General features: G+C 62.2%; 14 protein-coding genes and 1 tRNA gene. 1 reads left to right on the top strand and 14 read right to left on the bottom strand.

Annotated elements, in window-relative coordinates; translation table 11 throughout:
- Window positions 1–115 precede the first annotated feature (115 nt).
- The 12 genes from IAE36_RS20815 to IAE36_RS20870 form a co-directional block, all read right to left on the bottom strand.
- A tRNA-Val gene (locus IAE36_RS20815) sits at window positions 116–191 on the bottom strand.
- A 115-nt stretch (window positions 192–306) separates the two neighbouring features.
- Window positions 307–1,077 carry an SDR family oxidoreductase gene (locus tag IAE36_RS20820; RefSeq protein WP_060483612.1) on the bottom strand — a complete coding sequence of 257 codons (771 nt, stop codon included), beginning with the start codon at window positions 1,075–1,077 and terminating at the stop codon, window positions 307–309.
- Entirely contained in the window at window positions 1,077–2,288 is a 1,212-nt protein-coding gene (locus IAE36_RS20825) for an O-succinylhomoserine sulfhydrylase (protein WP_201214396.1), read from the bottom strand. The genes IAE36_RS20820 and IAE36_RS20825 overlap by 1 nt, the downstream gene beginning before the upstream one ends.
- Before the next feature lie 17 nt (window positions 2,289–2,305).
- Entirely contained in the window at window positions 2,306–3,811 is a 1,506-nt protein-coding gene (gene purF / locus IAE36_RS20830) for an amidophosphoribosyltransferase (protein WP_028632375.1), read from the bottom strand.
- A 42-nt stretch (window positions 3,812–3,853) separates the two neighbouring features.
- Complete coding sequence (locus IAE36_RS20835) at window positions 3,854–4,411, bottom strand: CvpA family protein (RefSeq protein WP_028632374.1); 558 nt, start codon at window positions 4,409–4,411, stop codon at window positions 3,854–3,856.
- Window positions 4,412–4,563: 152 nt separating this feature from the next.
- Window positions 4,564–5,226 carry an SPOR domain-containing protein gene (locus IAE36_RS20840; RefSeq protein WP_201214397.1) on the bottom strand — a complete coding sequence of 221 codons (663 nt, stop codon included), beginning with the start codon at window positions 5,224–5,226 and terminating at the stop codon, window positions 4,564–4,566.
- Window positions 5,210–6,517 carry a bifunctional tetrahydrofolate synthase/dihydrofolate synthase gene (gene folC / locus IAE36_RS20845; protein ID WP_201214398.1) on the bottom strand — a complete coding sequence of 436 codons (1,308 nt, stop codon included), beginning with the start codon at window positions 6,515–6,517 and terminating at the stop codon, window positions 5,210–5,212. The genes IAE36_RS20840 and folC overlap by 17 nt, the downstream gene beginning before the upstream one ends.
- On the bottom strand, window positions 6,517–7,410 hold the full coding sequence (accD, locus tag IAE36_RS20850) for an acetyl-CoA carboxylase, carboxyltransferase subunit beta (RefSeq protein ID WP_028632371.1): 894 nt from the start codon (window positions 7,408–7,410) through the stop codon (window positions 6,517–6,519). The genes folC and accD overlap by 1 nt, the downstream gene beginning before the upstream one ends.
- Before the next feature lie 218 nt (window positions 7,411–7,628).
- On the bottom strand, window positions 7,629–8,249 hold the full coding sequence (locus IAE36_RS20855) for a phosphoribosylanthranilate isomerase (RefSeq protein ID WP_201214400.1): 621 nt from the start codon (window positions 8,247–8,249) through the stop codon (window positions 7,629–7,631).
- 59 nt (window positions 8,250–8,308) lie between these two features.
- On the bottom strand, window positions 8,309–9,163 hold the full coding sequence (gene truA, locus IAE36_RS20860) for a tRNA pseudouridine(38-40) synthase TruA (protein WP_028632369.1): 855 nt from the start codon (window positions 9,161–9,163) through the stop codon (window positions 8,309–8,311).
- A gap of 121 nt (window positions 9,164–9,284) precedes the next feature.
- A complete protein-coding gene (locus IAE36_RS20865) occupies window positions 9,285–11,834 on the bottom strand; it encodes a FimV/HubP family polar landmark protein (RefSeq protein ID WP_201214401.1) in 2,550 nt (849 codons plus the stop codon).
- 71 nt (window positions 11,835–11,905) lie between these two features.
- A complete protein-coding gene (locus tag IAE36_RS20870) occupies window positions 11,906–12,910 on the bottom strand; it encodes an aspartate-semialdehyde dehydrogenase (RefSeq protein ID WP_201214402.1) in 1,005 nt (334 codons plus the stop codon).
- A 175-nt stretch (window positions 12,911–13,085) separates the two neighbouring features.
- On the opposite strand from IAE36_RS20870, the gene IAE36_RS20875 reads away from it, so the two are divergent.
- Window positions 13,086–16,172, top strand: a complete 3,087-nt coding sequence (locus IAE36_RS20875) for a TagA domain-containing protein (protein WP_201214403.1) — start codon at window positions 13,086–13,088, stop codon at window positions 16,170–16,172.
- Window positions 16,173–16,254: 82 nt separating this feature from the next.
- Here the strand turns inward: IAE36_RS20875 and asd are convergent, their stop codons facing one another.
- Together asd and leuB are read right to left on the bottom strand one after the other, a co-directional pair.
- On the bottom strand, window positions 16,255–17,367 hold the full coding sequence (asd, locus tag IAE36_RS20880) for an aspartate-semialdehyde dehydrogenase (protein WP_060483607.1): 1,113 nt from the start codon (window positions 17,365–17,367) through the stop codon (window positions 16,255–16,257).
- Between the two features lie 62 nt (window positions 17,368–17,429).
- On the bottom strand, window positions 17,430–18,512 hold the full coding sequence (leuB, locus tag IAE36_RS20885; RefSeq protein ID WP_201214404.1) for a 3-isopropylmalate dehydrogenase: 1,083 nt from the start codon (window positions 18,510–18,512) through the stop codon (window positions 17,430–17,432).
- Window positions 18,513–18,524 lie beyond the last annotated feature (12 nt).

Below are 18,524 nucleotides of genomic sequence, written 5' to 3' on the forward strand. Positions count from 1 at the left end.
GACCCCCGGCGTGACAGGCCGGTATTCTAACCGACTGAACTACCGCTGCGCAGTGCGTTCCTCTCTGGCGTTAGGCCTCTTGCGAAACCTGAAGCGTCAGGAACTTCTCAGGAAGTGGTGGGTGATGACGGGATCGAACCGCCGACCCTCTGCTTGTAAGGCAGATGCTCTCCCGGCTGAGCTAATCACCCTCGCGATGTTGCCTGTTGCGTTTGCTTCGCTGAGGCCGCGAAATTTACGCAGGTGATGAAGCTAAGTCAATAGCCCCATTGGTTTTTTTCTCAAGAATGAAAGCTGCCAACCCCACTAGGCGTAAATCATCTTGCGGGTCATGCCGCCGTCAACCACGAACTCCTGCCCGGTAACGAACGCTGCCTGGCGTGACAGCAGCCAGGCCACCAGCGCGGCCACATCCTCCACCGCCCCTACCCTGCCGGACGGGTGTTGGGCGTGGTCTGCCTCGGTCAGTGGCTCGGCGCGGCGCTGGGAGGGATCGCGGGCGTCAATCCAGCCAGGGCTTACCGCATTGACGCGTATTTCCGGGCCCAGGCTGATAGCCAGGGCATGGGTAAGCGCAACCAGGCCGCCTTTGCTTGCAGCGTAAGCCTCGGTGTCAGGTTCGGACTGCCTGGCCCTGGTCGACGCCAGGTTGACGATTGCCCCATTGTGCGCACGCAGGTACGGCGCACAGTGCTTGGCCAACAGCATGGCGCCGCTCAGGTTCACCGCCAGTACCCGGTTCCATTGGGCCAGGCTCAGGCTTTCCAGGGTCTGGTTGTGCGGGTTGGCAATAGCCGCGTTGCACACCAGCGCATCCAGACGGCCAAACTGCCCCAGGACCTGGGACACGCCGGCGCTCACCTGAGCTTCGTCTGCCACATCCATTGTGATGAACCAGGCGTTGTCCCCAAGTGCCTTGGCCACCTTGGCGCCCCGTGGCCGGTCCAGGTCGCTGAGCACCACCTGCCAACCTTCGCAGATCAACCAGGCGGCAATACCCAGGCCGATGCCGCGAGCGGCACCGGTAACCAGGGCAACACGGCCATTATGGCCGGGGGGAGCACCGCTGATTTCCATTACAATACCGCCAGCCCACGCGCCAGGTCAGCCTGCAGGTCGGCCACGTCTTCCAGGCCCACCGCAACCCGGATCAGGCTGTCACGGATGCCCGCCGCCTCACGCTCCTGCGCCGTCAAACGCCCGTGGGAGGTGGTAGCCGGGTGGGCGATGGTGGTTTTGCTATCGCCCAGGTTGGTGGTGATGGACACCACCCGGGTGGCATCGATGAAGCGCCAGGCGCCTTCCTTGCCACCCTTGACCTCGAAGCTGACCACCGCACCGAAGCCGCTCATCTGGCGTTTGGCCAGTTCGTGTTGCGGGTGGCTGGGCAGGCCAGCGTAGTGCACCTTCTCGATGCCGTCCTGCTGTTCCAGCCACTCGGCCAATGCCTGAGCGCTTTCACAGTGCGCGCGCATGCGCAGGCGCAAGGTCTCCAACCCCTTGGTGAAGATCCAGGCGTTGAACGGGCTCAGTGTCGGGCCCGCAGTGCGCAGGAAACCCACCACTTCCTTCATCTGCTCGGCACGGCCGGCCACCGCCCCGCCCATGCAACGGCCCTGGCCATCAATAAACTTGGTGGCCGAATGGAACACGATGTCGGCACCTAGCTTCAATGGCTGCTGCAATGCCGGTGTGCTGAAGCAGTTGTCCACCACCAGCATGGCGCCTTTGGCGTGGGCGATCTCACTGAGGGCAGCGATGTCGACCAGTTCAGCCAAGGGGTTTGAAGGGGATTCAACGATCAACAGCTTGGTATTGGCCTTGATGGCCGCGTCCCAACCGGAAAGATCCACCAGTGGTACGTAGTCCACCTGCAACCCGAAGCGTTTGAAGTACTTCTCGAACAGGCTGATGGTGGAGCCGAATACGCTTTGCGACACCAGCACGTGATCACCGGCACTGCACAGCGACATCACCACGGCCAGGATAGAGGCCATGCCAGTAGAAGTTGCCACGGCCTGCTCGGCGCCCTCCATGGCCGCTAGCCGTTCCTCGAAAGCACGCACCGACGGGTTGGTATAGCGCGAGTAGACATTGCCCGGTGTCTCGCCAGCGAACCGTGCGGCGGCGTCGGCCGCCGTGCGGAACACGTAGCTGGAGGTGAGGAACAGCGCTTCGCTGTGCTCGGCCTCCGGTGAACGGTTTTGACCGGCGCGCACCGCCAGGGTGTCGAAACCGACACCCTCCAGATCGCTGTCCAGTCGCCCGGCATCCCATTGATCGGTCATGCCATCGCTCCCTGAAATCAGTTGTTATAGAGGTCGATGATTGCGCTGACAGCCTGGGTCTTGACCTTGGCCAGGTCGTTACGGGCCTGCTCGATGCGGTCAAGGTAGGCTTCGTCGATATCGCCGGTGACGTACTCACCGTTGAATACCGCGCAATCGAAATGCTCGATCTTGATCTTGCCGCCACCGACCGAATCGATCAGGTCCGGCAGGTCCTGATAGATCAGCCAATCGGCGCCGATCAACTCGGCCACCTGCTCGGTGGTACGGTTGTGGGCGATCAGTTCGTGAGCGCTCGGCATGTCGATGCCGTAGACGTTGGGGTAGCGAACAGCAGGCGCTGCAGAGCAGAAGTACACATTCTTGGCACCGGCTTCGCGCGCCATCTGGATGATCTGCTTGCAGGTGGTACCACGTACGATCGAGTCATCGACCAGCATGACGTTCTTGCCGCGGAATTCCAGCTCGATGGCATTGAGCTTCTGGCGAACCGATTTCTTGCGCGCCGCCTGGCCGGGCATGATGAAGGTACGGCCGATGTAACGGTTCTTGACGAAGCCTTCACGGAACTTCACGCCCAGGTGCTTGGCCAGCTCCAGGGCGGCAGTACGGCTGGTGTCAGGAATCGGGATAACCACGTCGATGTCATGTTCAGGGCGCTCGCGCTGGATTTTTTCCGCGAGTTTTTCACCCATGCGCAGGCGCGCCTTGTACACCGATACACCGTCCATAATGGAATCCGGGCGGGCCAGGTACACGTGCTCGAAGATGCAAGGCTGCAGCTTTGGCGCCTCGGCGCACTGCTTGGTGTACAGGCGGCCATCCTCGGTGATGTAAACCGCTTCACCCGGTGCCAGGTCGCGAATGAGGGTAAAGCCAAGCACATCCAGGGCCACGCTTTCGGAGGCGATCATGTACTCGACGCCTTCGTCGGTGTGGCGCTGGCCGAACACCACCGGGCGAATGCCGTTGGGGTCGCGGAAGCCGACGATGCCGTAACCGGTGATCATCGCCACCACGGCATAACCGCCCACGCAGCGGCTGTGCACATGGGACACGGCCGCGAACACGTCTTCTTCGGTAGGCTGCAGCTTGCCACGCACTGCGAGCTCATGGGCGAACACGTTTAGCAGCACTTCCGAATCGGAATTAGTGTTGACGTGGCGCAGGTCGGACTCGTAGATCTCCTTGGCCAACTGCTCGACGTTGGTGAGGTTGCCGTTGTGGGCCAGGGTGATGCCGTACGGCGAGTTGACGTAGAACGGCTGGGCTTCGGCCGAAGTCGAGCTGCCCGCAGTGGGGTAGCGCACGTGGCCGATGCCGATGGTGCCCACCAGGCGCTGCATGTGGCGCTGCTGGAACACATCGCGCACCAGGCCATTATCCTTGCGCAGGAACAACCGGCCGTCATGGCTGGTCACGATACCGGCAGCGTCCTGGCCGCGGTGCTGGAGGACCGTAAGCGCGTCATACAGCGCCTGATTGACGTTCGACTTACCGACGATACCGACGATGCCACACATGCGACGCAACCCCTACTTTGACGAAACTTGAGTGAAAAGCCCTCAAGGCCTGGCTGGCCCGAGCAACTGTTCCTTGAACGGAAGGTCAGCGGGTGTGCTGACCCCGGCACTGGACATCCACTGGCTGGTGAAACCCAGAATCAGGTTTTTCGACCAGTCAGCGACCAGCAAAAACTGTGGTATCAGGCGTGACTCCTGCCACCAGGTGTCTTGTTGCACTGGCCCCAGGCTGAGCAGCCCGATGGCCACCACTACCAGTAAAGCCCCACGGGCAGCGCCGAAGGCCATGCCCAGAAAACGGTCTGTACCCGACAGCCCGGTGACACGAATCAGCTCGCCGACCAGGAAATTGAGCATTGCCCCGACCAGCAGGGTAGCCACGAAAAGTATGCCGCAGCCGGCGATGACGCGCATCGACGGCGTCTGGATATAGCTTTCAAGATACACCGCCAGCGATCCGCCGAACATCCAGGCGACCGCACCGGCAACGATCCATATGAGCAGGGACAGGGCTTCCTTGACAAAGCCGCGCTTGAGACTGATCAGTGTGGAGACGGCGATGATCGCAATGATCGCCCAATCAACCAGGGTAAATGCCACGGCGCTGCCTGCAGACGTTTGAGGCGGCGCATTTTACCAGAGCGGCGGGCTGGGGTTAAGCGGAATGTCGGACGATTCCGCCCACCACGGCAGGAGGGAGCGCAGCACGCGATGAGCCGCAAAGCGGCCCGACCCGCACAGCTTGAAGCAAATCAACCACGCTCAGGTTCGAACCGCACCACAATGCCCTTGAGGCTGTTCTGACGGTTTATGACGTCGCGGGTACGCTCGGCCTCGGCACGCTCGATCAACGGGCCAACGAACACACGGTTCAGCCCACCCGCTGCGCGGATATAGGCGTTATACCCCTGGCTGCGCAAGGTCTGCTGAAGCTTCTCCGCCCCTGCGCGGTTGGACAGGCTCGCCAACTGGATGGACCAACTGACCGGCAACCCGTTCACGTCGATCTTGGAGGGCGCAGCCCCTGGCACTGGCTTGGAAGCCGTGGCGGCTGGCGCTGCCGAAGCGGGCGCCTTGGGCTCAGGCTTTGCAGTGGCAGGCACTGGAGCTTGCGCCGGTGCCTGCACAGAAGGCGTGATGGGCTGGCGCGGCGCACTGGCAGGCGCCGTGGACTCATCGACGACCACGGGTGGCTGCTGCGTTTCGTCCGGGACGGGCTGGGGCTCTGGCACCGATACAGGGTCGACCTTAACCTCTGGCTGCGAAGGCATGGCCGGCGCCTGTGGAGCCTCCACATGCACCTGGCGCATCTCATCTTCGCGGGAAAACAGCATCGGTAAAAAAATCACTGCCAGCGCCACCAGCACCAGCGCACCGATCATGCGCTGCTTCATTCCTTTATCCAGCACTGCCATCTATTCCACCCTCCTGGGCGCGTCGCTCCAGCCATTCCAACGCCTGGGCAACACAGAAAAACGAACCGAACAGCAGTACCTGATCACCTGCCTGGGCCTTCGCGCACTGCCCCTCAAGGGCAGCGTCGACACTGGCATAGGACTGCACGGCTGCGTCGAGGTTCGTCAGTGCCGCAGCCAACTCTGCAGCTGGCCTGCTACGCGGGGTAGCGAGCGGGGCAACCGCCCAGTCGTCTACCAGCCCGTGCAGAGGCGCCACAACGCCCTTCAGGTCCTTGTCGGCAAGCAGCCCGAACACCGCCAGGCGGCGACCGGCCAGGGGCCGGGCTGCCAGGCGACGGGCGAGGTACTGGGCGGCATGCGGGTTGTGCCCGACATCCAGCAGCAACTCCACCTGCCTACCCTGCCAACTGACTGTGCGACGGTCCAGCCGCCCGGTGATGCGTGTAGCGAGCAGCGCCTGGCGGATCACCGCGCCATCCCAAGGCAGGCCTGTCAGCAGGTAGGCCTGCAAGGCAAGCGCTGCGTTCTCCATGGGCAAGTCGAGCAACGGTAAGCCATCCAATGCTACCTGGGTACCCTCAGCAGTGGTGCCGCGCCAGCGCCAGCCATCCTCTGCGACGCCCAGCTCGAAGTCCCGACCGCGCAGCAGCAGCGGCGCGCCCAACTCGGCGGCCTTGTCCAACAACGGCTCTGGGGGATCGAGATCACCACACACGGCCGGCTTGGCAGCACGGAAGATGCCGGCCTTTTCAAAGGCCACCAACTCGCGGGTATCCCCCAGGTAATCAACATGGTCAACGCCGATACTGGTCACCAGCGCAAGGTCTGCATCCACCACGTTGACCGTATCCAGGCGCCCACCCAGGCCAACTTCGAGCACTACGGCATCCAGCTGCGACTGGCGGAACAACCAGAACGCGGCCAGGGTGCCCATTTCAAAGTAAGTCAGGGAGGTGTCGCCCCGCGCCGCTTCCACAGCCGCGAACGCTTCACACAACTGCGCGTCGCTGGCTTCCTGGGCGTCAATGACGACCCGCTCGTTGTAACGGAGCAGGTGCGGCGAACTGTATACCCCTACCTTTAGCCCCTGGGCACGCAGCAACGATGCGACAAAGGCACAGGTTGACCCCTTGCCGTTGGTGCCGGTTACCGTTACCACCCGCGGTGCCAGCTTGCCCAGCGCCAAGCGGGCAAATACCGCTTGCGAGCGTTCCAGGCCCATGTCGATGGCCGACGGGTGCAACTGCTCGAGATAGGCGAGCCATTCGCCCAGGGATCGTTGTTTCATCACGCGACAGCAGCCGCCTCAAGCGCTTGTTCAGGGGTGGCCTGGCCGGTCATCTGCGCCAGCAGACGGGCGAGGCGTGGGCGCAGGTCGCCGCGGGAGATGATCAAGTCGATTGCACCATGCTCCAGCAGGAACTCGCTGCGCTGGAAGCCCTCTGGCAGTTTCTCGCGCACGGTCTGCTCGATCACACGAGGGCCGGCGAAGCCGATCAGCGCTTTTGGCTCGCCAACAATGACATCGCCCAGCATCGCCAGGCTGGCCGACACACCGCCATACACCGGGTCGGTGAGCACCGAGATGAACGGGATGCCTTCTTCGCGAAGACGGGCCAGTACCGCCGAGGTCTTGGCCATCTGCATCAGCGAGATAAGTGCCTCCTGCATGCGGGCACCGCCCGATGCCGAGAAGCAGACCATCGGGCAGCGGTGCTCCAGGGCATAGTTGGCTGCCCGCACGAAACGCTCGCCTACCACAGCCCCCATGGAACCGCCCATGAACGAGAATTCGAAGGCGCTGACCACGATCGGCATGCCCATCAGGGTGCCGCTCATGGAGATCAGTGCGTCTTTCTCACCGGTCTGCTTCTGGGCCCCGGTCAGGCGGTCCTTGTACTTCTTGCCGTCACGGAATTTAAGGCGGTCAACCGGCTCCAGATCGGCGCCCAGTTCCGCGCGGCCTTCGGCATCGAGGAAAATATCAATGCGTGCACGGGCGCCAATGCGCATGTGGTGGTTGCACTTGGGGCAGACGTCGAGGGTTTTTTCCAGCTCCGGACGATACAGCACGGCCTCACAGGCCGGGCACTTGTGCCACAGGCCTTCAGGCACCGAGCTCTTCTTCACCTCGGAACGCATGATCGAAGGGATCAGTTTGTCGACTAACCAGTTGCTCATGCTTTCTTTCTCCAGTATCGGCGGGTGGGGGCCAGCGTGGCCGGCCTGCCCTGCCCTTTGAACTCAAATGCTTGTTTGAAACCCTGGGGCAGCGGCCGTCGGGTATTACCCACGGCGCTGCACCGTTGAAAAGTCGATTGACCACCCACTATCGGGCGGCCGCCCCGCAGGGCCGCGATAGCTATGGACGATGGCGCGCGGCCAGCCGTCACATCCGCTCAAGCCTGTTTCACCGCGCGCACGAACGCCTCGATCTTTGACGCATCCTTGATACCCTTGGCCTGCTCTACCCCGCCACTGACGTCGACGGCGTAGGGGCGCACCTGAGCAATGGCCTGCCCCACGTTTTCCGGGGACAGCCCACCTGCCAGGATGATCGGCTTGTTGAGCCCGGCAGGCACCAGGGACCAGTCGAACGCCTCGCCCGTGCCACCCGGAATACCTGGCACATAGGTGTCCAGCAAGATGCCCTGGGCAGCAGCATAATGCTGGCAGGCCGCCTGCAGATCGTCGCCCGGGCGCACCCGCAATGCCTTGATCCATGGACGATTGTGGCCAGCACAGTCCTGCGGGCTTTCGTCGCCGTGGAACTGTAGCAGGTCCAACGGTACCACTTCGAGGATCTCGCTCAGCTCGCAGCGCGATGCATTGACGAACAGCCCGACCGTGGTCACAAACGGCGGCAGCTCGGCGATGATCGCCCGCGCCTGGCGTACGTCTACAGCGCGCGGGCTCTTGGCATAGAACACGAAGCCGATGGCATCGGCGCCGGCTTCTGCCGCCGCCAGCGCGTCTTCGATGCGGGTGATACCGCAGATCTTGCTGCGAACGATGCTCATGGACAGCGACCCTGTTAACACGGTGAAAGGCCGAATGTTAGCAAATGCCCTAGCGTGCGTCAGTCTGCCAATGCCTCATAGCCTGTGAGAAAGTGTGGGCCGATGTAACGCTGCGGCAGGGCGAACTCATCGGGGTACTCCACCTGCACGAGGTAGAGCCCGAACGGGTGGGCTGTGACGCCACCATGGCGGCGGTCACACCCCTCCAGCACCTCACGCGCCCACTCCACCGGGCGCTCCCCGGCGCCAATGGCCATGAGCACACCCGCGATATTGCGCACCATGTGGTGCAAAAACGCCGTAGCGCGCACGTCCAGCACGATCATCTGCCCGTGACGGGTAACGCGCAGGTGATAGATGTGCTTGATCGGCGACTTGGCCTGGCACTGGCTGGCACGGAACGCGCTGAAGTCGTGCGTGCCCAGCAAGCTCTGCGCGGCTTCGGCCATGCGCTGCACATCCAGTGGCCGGTGGTTCCAGGTGACCTCCTCGGCCAAGTGCGCCGGGCGGATGGGGTCGTTGTAGATCACGTAGCGATAACGCCGGGCGCAGGCCTTGAACCGGGCATGGAAATCGGCCGGCATGGGCCTGGACCAGACCACACTGATGTCGTGGGGCAAGTTGAAATTGGTACCCATGGTCCAGGCACGCTCGTCACGCACTGCGCGGGTGTCGAAGTGCACCACTTGACCACAGCCGTGTACCCCCGCATCGGTACGGCCGGCGCACACGACCGAAATCGGTTCGTTGGCGACTTTCGACAACGCTTTTTCAAGCGCTTGCTGGACACTTGGCACGCCACTGGCCTGACGCTGCCACCCGCGATAGCGGGCACCTTTGTATTCCACGCCAAGGGCAATACGGGCGTAGCCTTCGGCCGCCGATTCTGCGGCAGCGGTGTCGATGATGTCCAAGAAACTGAAACCTGTAGAAAGACTAAATAGCGGCGATTATAACGACAACGGCAGCCTGGGAGGGCTGCCGTTACGGGTAAAACCGGCCGGGCGGTGCCGCCCCGGCCAACTCGGCGCGCTGTCAAACCAGGCGCGACAGCATGTCTTCGGCCTCTTCACGCTGGCGCTGGTCACCATCCTTTACCACCTCATCAAGGATGTCGCGCGCGCCCTGGTGATCACCCATGTCGATGTAGGCGCGAGCCAGGTCAAGCTTGGTCGCCACCTCATCGGCCCCCGAGAAGAAGTCGAAGTCCAGGTCATCCACGGGCTCGGGCTCTGGATTGGCAGCAGCATCCTCAGCGGTGAAATGGGGCTCCAGCGAGGGTGACTCCAGGCTTTGCGAAAGCTTGTCCAGCTCTGCGTTGACGTCATCGAGCTCCGACGAGAAGCTGTTCGCCGCGGGCGAGTCGTCGTCCTGCAGTGACAATGACAGGTCGAAGTCCGAAGGCAGGTCGAACTCGGACACCGGGTCGAACTCTGGCGCGCTGTCGAACGCCTCCAACTCGGCTGCCACGTCGACCGGCGTATCGCCTGTGCCGGCTGGCGCGCCAGGCGCATCGATATCCAGGTCGAAATCGGACAGGTCCGCCGCAGGTTGCGCAGCAACCTCAGCCTTGGCCTGGGCCAGCATCGCTTCGAAGTCATCGTCTGCGCCGGCCTGCTGCTCGTCCAGGCTCAAGTCGAAACTGCTGTCCAAAGCCTCGGGCTCCGACGCCTCGAGGGTGGGTACTTCGTCGGGAGCCTGTGGTTGGGCTACAGGCGCTTCTGCCGGTGCCGGCTGCTCATCCAGAAGCCCCTGAACATATTGCTCGTCCATCTTGGCGGCCAATGCGGCGGCCCCCAGGCCAGCGGCGGCCAGTGCGATCATCGCGGGGTAGCGCTCTTTGAGCCTGGCCACCTCTGCCGTATTGGTGGTATTGGCCGGCAGCTTATGCTCCTGCTCCACGAATGCGCTCTGGTCACCCTGGCGGGCATACACTTCCATCAGCTTAAGGCGCAGGTCGTCACGCCCAGGGGCGGCGGCAATGGCAGGCTCCAGCAGCTCGGCCGCGCGGTTGAGGCGGCCTTCTGCCAGGCACTGTTCGACCTGCACCAGTACAGCGGCGTATGGTTCGGCCACCGGCTCCGGTGCCGCCGGTTTTTCCGCCGCGGTGGCAGCCGCTGCGGAGGCAGCCACCACAGCCGGGGACAGGGTCACGGTTGGCGGTGAAACCTCGACACCTTCAAGGCTGCCAACATCGGGGTCAAAGCCCGCAATCTGCTCTTCCTCCAGCGCCCGCGCCATGCGCAGGTGTTTTTCGGCCTCCTGCTGCGCCTTGCGCCGACGTGCCAGCAGCCACAACAGAAGCGCCAACACCAGCAGCGTCGAGCCGGCGATCAACCATAGCAGCCAACGGTTACCGAGGATCTGCTCCAATGCATCGGGAGCAGCTGGCGCGTCAGCCTGAGCGGCCGGGGACGCCGTATCGGCTGCGGCAGGGGCCGGCTCGATCACCGGCTGTACTGCAACAGGTGGCTGGGTTACAGCAGCGGTACTCGCGGCGTCGGCGACAGGCTGCACGGGTGCGGCAGCGTCCACCGCGGGCTGGGCCGGCGTGGCAGCATCGGCCGCAGGGGTGGCTGCCCCTTGAGCCTCAAGCCTGGCCAACTGGTCGTTCTTCAATTCGATAAGACGCTGAAGTTTGTCCAGCTGGCTTTGCAGGTCCGTCATGCGGCTGTGCAGCTCTTCGTTGTCACGACGGCTAGTGTCCAGGCTCTCCTGCGCCACGGCCAGTTTGTCGTTCAACGCCTTGGCCTGACTCGCGCCGGCCTGGTTGCCCGGGCTGACCAGGCGCAGATTGTCGCCTTGGGCAATCGCCGCAGGCGCGGCGCCGGCGGTACCACGGCGGGTCGCGTCCAGCTGGCGGGCACGGGGACCCAGCCGGCGCCCCTCACGCCAGGCTGCATATTGTTCGGCAACCTCGCGGTTGGCCTCGCCCTGGGGAATGCTCTGAACCTGCTGCGAGTCCGGCAGGCGCAGCACCTGCCCCACCTTGAGCTGGTTAATATTGTTGCCGATGAACGCATCCGGGTTAAGCGCCTGGATCGCGATCATGGTCTGCTGAATGGAGCCGCCCTGTGCGTTGCGCGCGGCAATCTGCCAGAGGGTATCGCGGCGCTGGGTAGTGTAACTGCCGGCCGCAGTGACCGCGGGCGCTACATTGCCGGGCGCCGCCTGCCCACCCTGGGCCTTGGCCTGGTCGAGCATCACGCTGTAATCGCGCAGCAGACGGCCTTGCGGCCACATCACCTGCACCAGAAACTTCACCACAGGGCCGGGCATGGGCTGGCTGGACGTCACCCGCAGCACGCTTCTGCCGTTTGGGTTGATCACCGGGGTAAAGGTAAGATCTTGCAGCCCACTGGCAAAAGGCACGCCAGCCTTGGTGAAATCCTCGGCGGGCGCCAGACTGGGCGCCACTTCGGCAGCGGTGAGGTCGCGTACATCGAGCAGTTCGATCTCGGCATCGAGCGGCTGGTTCTGCGCCGACTTGAGGGTCAGTTCCCCCAGGCCCAAGGCATTCGCCATGCCAGACGACAGCGCCGATGCTGCAGCCATGGCCAGAACCAGTTTGCGAATTCGAAGCATGAACTCTTCCCTTGTATGGATCGTCCCGAAACGTGCAGGCGAAGCTGAACAGACGTGCTCGCCAGTATCTTTTACAGCCTGTCTTTAATCAACAATTGCGCTATTTGCACCGCGTTGAGCGCGGCGCCCTTGCGCACATTGTCGGTGGTCAACCACAGGTTGAGTTGCTGCGCATCATCAACACCCTGGCGTACACGTCCAACATAGACCACGTCCTGGCCCACTGCGTCCCCAACCGGGGTCGGATAATCATCACGCTCCACCAGTTCGACGCTATCCGCCACGTTCAGCGCCTGGTTGACCGCGTCAAGATCGACCGCACCACGGCTCTGCACCGCCACATTGAAGCTATCGCCGAAAAACACCGGTACTTGAATACAGGTAACCGAGAGTTTCAGGTCGGGAAGGCCCAGCACAGCCCGCAGCTCCTGCACCAGGCGACGCTCAACGGCAGTATGGCCCTGGTCATCCGGGGTGCCGACCTGCGGCAGCAGGTTGAACGCTACCTGCCTGTCGAAGAACCGTGGCTCCAGAGGGCGAGCATTCAGCAACTCGGCTGTTTGCCGCGCCAGTTCGCTGACCGCCTCGCGGCCTTGTGCAGACACCGCCAGCGACGCGACCACCTGGACGCGCTCGATGTCCAGCAGGTGCCGAAGCGGCGCCAGCGTGGTGGCAACGGCGACCGCCGCCGAGCAAGGGCTGGTGATGAGCGCCGGGGTGCTGACCCCCGCCAGCTGCTCGGCGTTGGCTTCTGGCACAACTGGCAGCGCGCCGACCAGCGCGCCAGACAAGTCGATTACCGTGCAGCCCGCTTGCACCGCCTTGCGGGCAAATGCCTGGCTGACCGTGGCACCCGCCGCGAAGAACGCCAGTTTGACCTGGGCGAAATCGAAGCTGTCGACTTCACGCACCTTGAGCTTCCTGCCGGCGAACATCACGCTGCTACCTGCCGACTCCATGCTGGCCAGCAGGTGCAGGGTGCGTACCGGGAAGTCCAGCTCTTCGAGGACCTGTACAAGCGTTTCACCGACGCTGCCGGTGGCGCCCACAACGGCGATATCCAGGGGTTGGCTCATGTTTGGTCCTCACGGGTAAAGGGGCGGCACTTTACTGCGAATCAGTGGCGCAGCATACCCAAACCTTAATTCACCCCCCTGCAAAGCCTGGCACCTGATAATTATGCCAGTACCCCCCTTTATGCCTGCACCTTAACGTGGTCATCAACAATGGCTAACGTCAGGGATACCCCCAATGATTGCTTGCTCGATATCAAGGCTTGCGCGCTGCCTCACGATTGCAGGGGCAAGCCTGCTTGCCTGGCCGGCTGCGGCACAGGATAACCTGCAGCCGGCACCCACGGTGCGCAACGATTTACAGGGCCCCCTGGCGGGGGAAGTGGATTTCGCACAGACCCATGTAGTAGCGGCCACCCGCCGCATTTTCGACCCACTGTTGGTCCCGGATAAAAGCGCGCTGGTCATGTTCAGGCCACACGCCTCAATAACCGATGTTGAACTGGTTATCGAGGCGGATGGCAAGCGAAGCACCGTGTTGATGAGCCGCCCAGAGGCACTACCCGCGGCAGCTACCTATGATCAGGAGAACACATTTTCCGGGAACATTATCGAAGGTAACTATCCGCCGTATCGAAGCGGGACATTTTCCTACCAGATCCCCTGGAACCTCTTCAGGCCCGAGACAAAACTCAGCTTTCAGCAAGCTGGCCGGGCCGACATGAACGGCACATTGCCGGCCTCAAAGTTTGTGTTCATGACGCCAGAAAGCAATGGGCTAGCCTTGATGAATATCAAAGGCTGCATCTTCAAAGACCAGTCCAACTGCAAAACCACACTCGACCAGTTCGACGGCGAACTGCAGCCGCTCACTGCCCGTATCGCCGCTCGCGAAATGCTCTCGGAACTGCCCACCCAGCGGCTGTACCTGGGTACCGGCATGGCCTATTGGCCCAACATCATTGCCATCGGCCCCGACGGCAAGCCCCACGTATACAACCAGAGCAACGGTATGCAATGGGCTGAATTTGGCGACAAAACGCTGCCCTCCAAAGTAGGCATGGGTAATTACTGGCGGGCGGCATCGAACCTGGGCGACAAAAAACCGGGGTTCCCGGTAGCAATTACCGGGCAACTGCTCGATGCGCCGGATGGCATGCCGGTGCTTCCCCCGGGCATAGCTGCAAGTTGCGGTGGCAACAGTTGCAACTACCCAGCCATCCCAGATGGTTACTGGCACGAAACGGGTCATGGCCTGGGGCTGCCGCATGACACCCCCGGTCGTTATGAAGACTGGGCTTATCGCGCTTACGACAACATCTTCCTGCCCAACACCCACCCGGATCCACAACGTTACAGCCTGCCCGTGGACTACTTGGGCAAACATTATTTCGGGCATGTATTGGGCTCGCTTGCGGCCGCGCCCTGGCACCCTAGCACGGCATCCGCGCCATTGATCGATGAGTTCGAGACCCTTGGCCAAGGCTCGAGACGATCAAGCTGGAAACGCTACATCGCCCCTTATACGCACCAGCAGACCCTGGTGGTCCAGCGGCGTTTCGGCACCCTCCCCGATAACCTTGAGTACGCAGGGGTGCGCGACGACCACCGCCCGGCGCAGGCAGCCAACGCGGCCATTACGGCTACAACCTCCGCGTTGGCTGCACGGGAAGAAGTCAGCCTGGACAACGGCATTGCCCCTAGCGCCCAGCCCGCGCTGCTGACAACCCATGGCGCCGAGCCTGAACCTATCGAAACCGGCGTACCGGTACATACGCTTGTCACGACCTTCTCGAGCCCCGACCACAACCAGGACGGCATCAACCAGATCTATCCAGCCATCATCAGCAACTTCGGCAATGTCTTCAGCCCTGCCACGACCACCACATTGAGCGCCAGCACCAACGCTATCGACAGCACCGCCCATAGGCTGGTGACTTACGGCGGTCGCTGCCTGGCGGCTCAGGGCACCCGCCTTGTGCTGCAGGGTTGCGCCGATGGCAGCAGTGCGCTTCAGGTAGAACGTGTCGCACCCGCAAACGCTGACGAAACCAAGCTTGCCCCTGTGCTGGTAATCCGTAATAGCACCGGCCAGTGCCTGGACTACTCCCTCACGTTTCGCACCTGTGAGGTCTCGGATACTCAAGTGCGCTGGCGCGGCCGAGAAGACCTGACAGGGAGCCCGCAAGCGGTAAAACTGCAGGAGGGCCAACGTGGGCTGTTCATCACCCCCACAGGCGCGGACGGCGTGGAACTGATGGCCGACAGTAATGGCAACGCGCTCGACCACTTGCAGCCGGGTGAAGACCAAGCGCCCCACAACTATCGGATCGACATTCACTACAGCGACAACAAGATCGAATCGCACCCGCTGTACCATGGGCCGATGCGCAAAGATTCGCTCAGGACCGCTGTATTCAATGTCAGCTCTGGGCGTGAGCCGGTCAAGGCGGTGCTCAAGGTGGACGACATTACCGTGCAGGAGCGAGCGCTGGAGCGCAACACCCTACCGGGGGTCATCGCCATCGGTGCCGAACATGGGGAGCAGATACCCCAGGCTTGGCCACCTAGTTGGCTGTATTCCGATGAAAAGAGCGCCTGCCTGGCAGCCACGGCTGACGGAATCAAATACACGGCATGCGACGCACAGGCCGTGTGGCGCTTGCCCAAAAGGAATGCTTATCCAAAACAATTCGACAGTTTTGAACCCGTGTCGATTACCGGTCGATGCATCAATGTCGCATTGCGAACCGATGAATGCAGATTCCCCGCCAACGACACACTGTGGTGGACGCGGGAAGACCTTGACCACGGCCCCACGGAAATTTATCTGCAGGAAAACAAAACCGGTCGTTTCATCACGCCGTCTGGCGGCAGTGACACCCCCACACTGGCTCCCCTGCAAGAAAATCAGAAGCTGAGAAAAATCCCCATTTCCAGGTTCGCCCTCTGCCAGCAAAACAAGTGCATGGCCACAGTCGGCAACAAGGCCGCCCTGATAACGGGCTACCAAGGTGGGCCACTTAAAATGTGGTACCTGGTCAGCACATCCAGTACGCCATTCCCGTTCATGAAGTCTACCTTCCTGATGATGAACGCGGATGGCCAGTGCCTTAACGATCAGTTGCAGCTACAGCACTGCAGCGATTCGCAGAGCCAAAAATTGTTATGGCGAGCAAACAGCCCATCATTCTGGAGCGCAAAAATGGCCATTCAACACGATGCCAACGGCCTGTTTCTGACCGCCCACCCTTCAGGCACGCTGTCGCTCCAGCAGCGCGACGAAAACACTGAGCCTGACTTCTCGTACAAGCTACTACCCTGATCGCCGCTGCGCGTACTTGATGAAAAACGCCCCGCCGGGCAAGACCAGGCGGGGCGTTTTATAAACGGCTGCGCCGCTCAGATCACCGCTCCAGCAGAATCCGCAGCATGCGCCGCAGTGGTTCTGCAGCCCCCCACAGCAGCTGGTCACCCACGGTGAAGGCACCCAGGTACTGGGAGCCCATGTTCAGCTTGCGCAAACGGCCAACCGGAATGTTCAGGGTGCCGGTGACGTTGGTCGGGGTCAGCTCCTGCATGCTGATCTCGCGCTGGTTGGGCACCAGTTTCACCCAGGGGTTATGCTGGCTGATCATGCCTTCGATGTCGGCGATCGGCACGTCCTTGTTCAGCTTGATGGTCAGCGCCTGGCTGTGGCAACGCATGGCACCGATACGCACGCAGATACCGTCGACCGGGATCGGGCTCTTGAACCGGCCCAGAATCTTGTTGGTCTCGGCCTGAGCCTTCCACTCTTCGCGGCTTTGGCCGTTTGGCAGTTCCTTGTCGATCCACGGGATCAGGCTGCCGGCCAGCGGTACGCCAAAGTTTTCCGCCGGGTACGCGTCGCTGCGCATGGCCTCTGCCACCTTGCGATCGATGTCCAGGATGGCGCTGGCCGGGTTGGCCAGGTCATCGGCCACCGCGGCATGGGTAGCGCCCATCTGCTTGATCAGCTCACGCATGTTCTGCGCACCGGCACCCGAGGCTGCCTGGTAAGTCATGGCGCTCATCCACTCCACCAGGCCAGCTTCGAACAGCCCACCCAGGCCCATCAACATGAGGCTGACGGTGCAGTTGCCGCCAATGAAGTTCTTGGTGCCAGCGTCCAGTTGATGATCAATGTGCTTGCGGTTGACGGGGTCGAGCACGATCACCGCGTCATCCTGCATACGCAGGGAAGATGCAGCATCGATCCAATAGCCCTGCCAGCCGGCTTCACGCAGCTTGGGGAAGACCTCGTTGGTGTAGTCGCCGCCCTGGCAGGTCAGGATCACGTCGAGGGTCTTGAGCTCTTCGATGGAGTACGCATCCTTGAGCGGAGCGGTCTCCTTGCCCACGCTTGGGCCTTGGCCACCAATATTGGAGGTGGTGAAGAACACGGGCTCGATAAGGTCGAAATCCTGCTCCTCCAGCATCCGCTGCATGAGCACGGAACCAACCATGCCGCGCCAACCGATCAGACCTACACGTTTCATCGCAACTACACCTTTGCTAAAAGTGGGCCGCCATCGGGATTGGGGATGACGGGCCAGAGAGATTACAGATTCCGCAGCGCTGCGACTACTGCGTCGCCCATTTCCTGCGTACCTACCTTGCGACAGCCTTCGGAGAAGATATCACCGGTGCGCAAGCCCTGGTCCAGGACCAGGCTGACCGCCTTCTCGATGGCGTCGGCTGCAACTGCCTGGTCGAAGCTGTAGCGCAGCATCATCGACACCGAGAGGATGGTTGCCAGCGGGTTGGCGATGCCCTGCCCTGCGATGTCCGGTGCCGAACCGTGGCATGGCTCGTACATGCCCTTGTTGTCGGCATCCAGCGAGGCCGAAGGCAGCATGCCGATGGAACCGGTGAGCATGGAAGCTTCATCCGACAGGATGTCGCCGAACATGTTGTCGGTGACCATCACGTCGAACTGCTTGGGCGCACGGACCAACTGCATGGCGGCGTTATCGACATACATGTGACTCAGTTCTACATCCGGGTAGCCCTTGGCCACGTCTTCGACCACTTCACGCCACAGCTGGCTAGAGGCCAGAACGTTGGCCTTGTCGACCGAGCACAGCTTCTTGCCACGTACACGGGCCATGTCAAAGCCGACACGGGCAATGCGACGGATTTCGCTCTCGCTGTAAGGCAGGGTGTCATATGCCTGGCGCTCACCGCCTTCCAGCTCGCGCTGACCACGCGGTGTACCGAAATAAATGCCGCCGGTGAGCTCACGAACGATAAGAATGTCCAGGCCCGACACGATCTCCGGCTTCAGCGACGAGGCATCGGCCAGTTGCGGGTAGAGGATGGCCGGGCGCAGGTTGGCAAACAGCCCCAGCTGCGAGCGAATCTTCAGCAGGCCGCGCTCAGGGCGGATATCACGCTCGATCTTGTCCCATTTCGGCCCGCCAACGGCCCCCAGCAACACGGCATCCGCCTTGCGGGCACGCTCCAGGGTTTCATCTGCCAGCGGTACACCGTGCTTGTCGATGGCTGCGCCACCGATCACGTCATGGGCCAGGGTAAAGCCAAGCTGGAACCGGTCGTTGGCCAGCTCCAGCACCTTGACCGCCTCTGCCATGATTTCCGGGCCGATACCGTCACCTGGAAGAATCAGAATCTGCTTGCTCATGCTTTCCTCTAT

This window comes from Pseudomonas sp. S36, from assembly GCF_016647875.1.
GTDB lineage: Bacteria > Pseudomonadota > Gammaproteobacteria > Pseudomonadales > Pseudomonadaceae > Aquipseudomonas > Aquipseudomonas parafulva.

What these genes read in the sequence shown, in the direction of transcription:
- IAE36_RS20820 (WP_060483612.1), bottom strand. Translation starts at nt 1,077, where the DNA reads ATGGAAATCAGCGGTGCTCCCCCCGGCCATAATGGCCGTGTTGCCCTG.
- IAE36_RS20825 (WP_201214396.1), bottom strand. Translation starts at nt 2,288, where the DNA reads ATGACCGATCAATGGGATGCCGGGCGACTGGACAGCGATCTGGAGGGT.
- purF (WP_028632375.1), bottom strand. Translation starts at nt 3,811, where the DNA reads ATGTGTGGCATCGTCGGTATCGTCGGTAAGTCGAACGTCAATCAGGCG.
- IAE36_RS20840 (WP_201214397.1), bottom strand. Translation starts at nt 5,226, where the DNA reads ATGGCAGTGCTGGATAAAGGAATGAAGCAGCGCATGATCGGTGCGCTG.
- folC (WP_201214398.1), bottom strand. Translation starts at nt 6,517, where the DNA reads ATGAAACAACGATCCCTGGGCGAATGGCTCGCCTATCTCGAGCAGTTG.
- accD (WP_028632371.1), bottom strand. Translation starts at nt 7,410, where the DNA reads ATGAGCAACTGGTTAGTCGACAAACTGATCCCTTCGATCATGCGTTCC.
- IAE36_RS20855 (WP_201214400.1), bottom strand. Translation starts at nt 8,249, where the DNA reads ATGAGCATCGTTCGCAGCAAGATCTGCGGTATCACCCGCATCGAAGAC.
- IAE36_RS20865 (WP_201214401.1), bottom strand. Translation starts at nt 11,834, where the DNA reads ATGCTTCGAATTCGCAAACTGGTTCTGGCCATGGCTGCAGCATCGGCG.
- IAE36_RS20870 (WP_201214402.1), bottom strand. Translation starts at nt 12,910, where the DNA reads ATGAGCCAACCCCTGGATATCGCCGTTGTGGGCGCCACCGGCAGCGTC.
- IAE36_RS20875 (WP_201214403.1), top strand. Translation starts at nt 13,086, where the DNA reads ATGATTGCTTGCTCGATATCAAGGCTTGCGCGCTGCCTCACGATTGCA.
- asd (WP_060483607.1), bottom strand. Translation starts at nt 17,367, where the DNA reads ATGAAACGTGTAGGTCTGATCGGTTGGCGCGGCATGGTTGGTTCCGTG.
- leuB (WP_201214404.1), bottom strand. Translation starts at nt 18,512, where the DNA reads ATGAGCAAGCAGATTCTGATTCTTCCAGGTGACGGTATCGGCCCGGAA.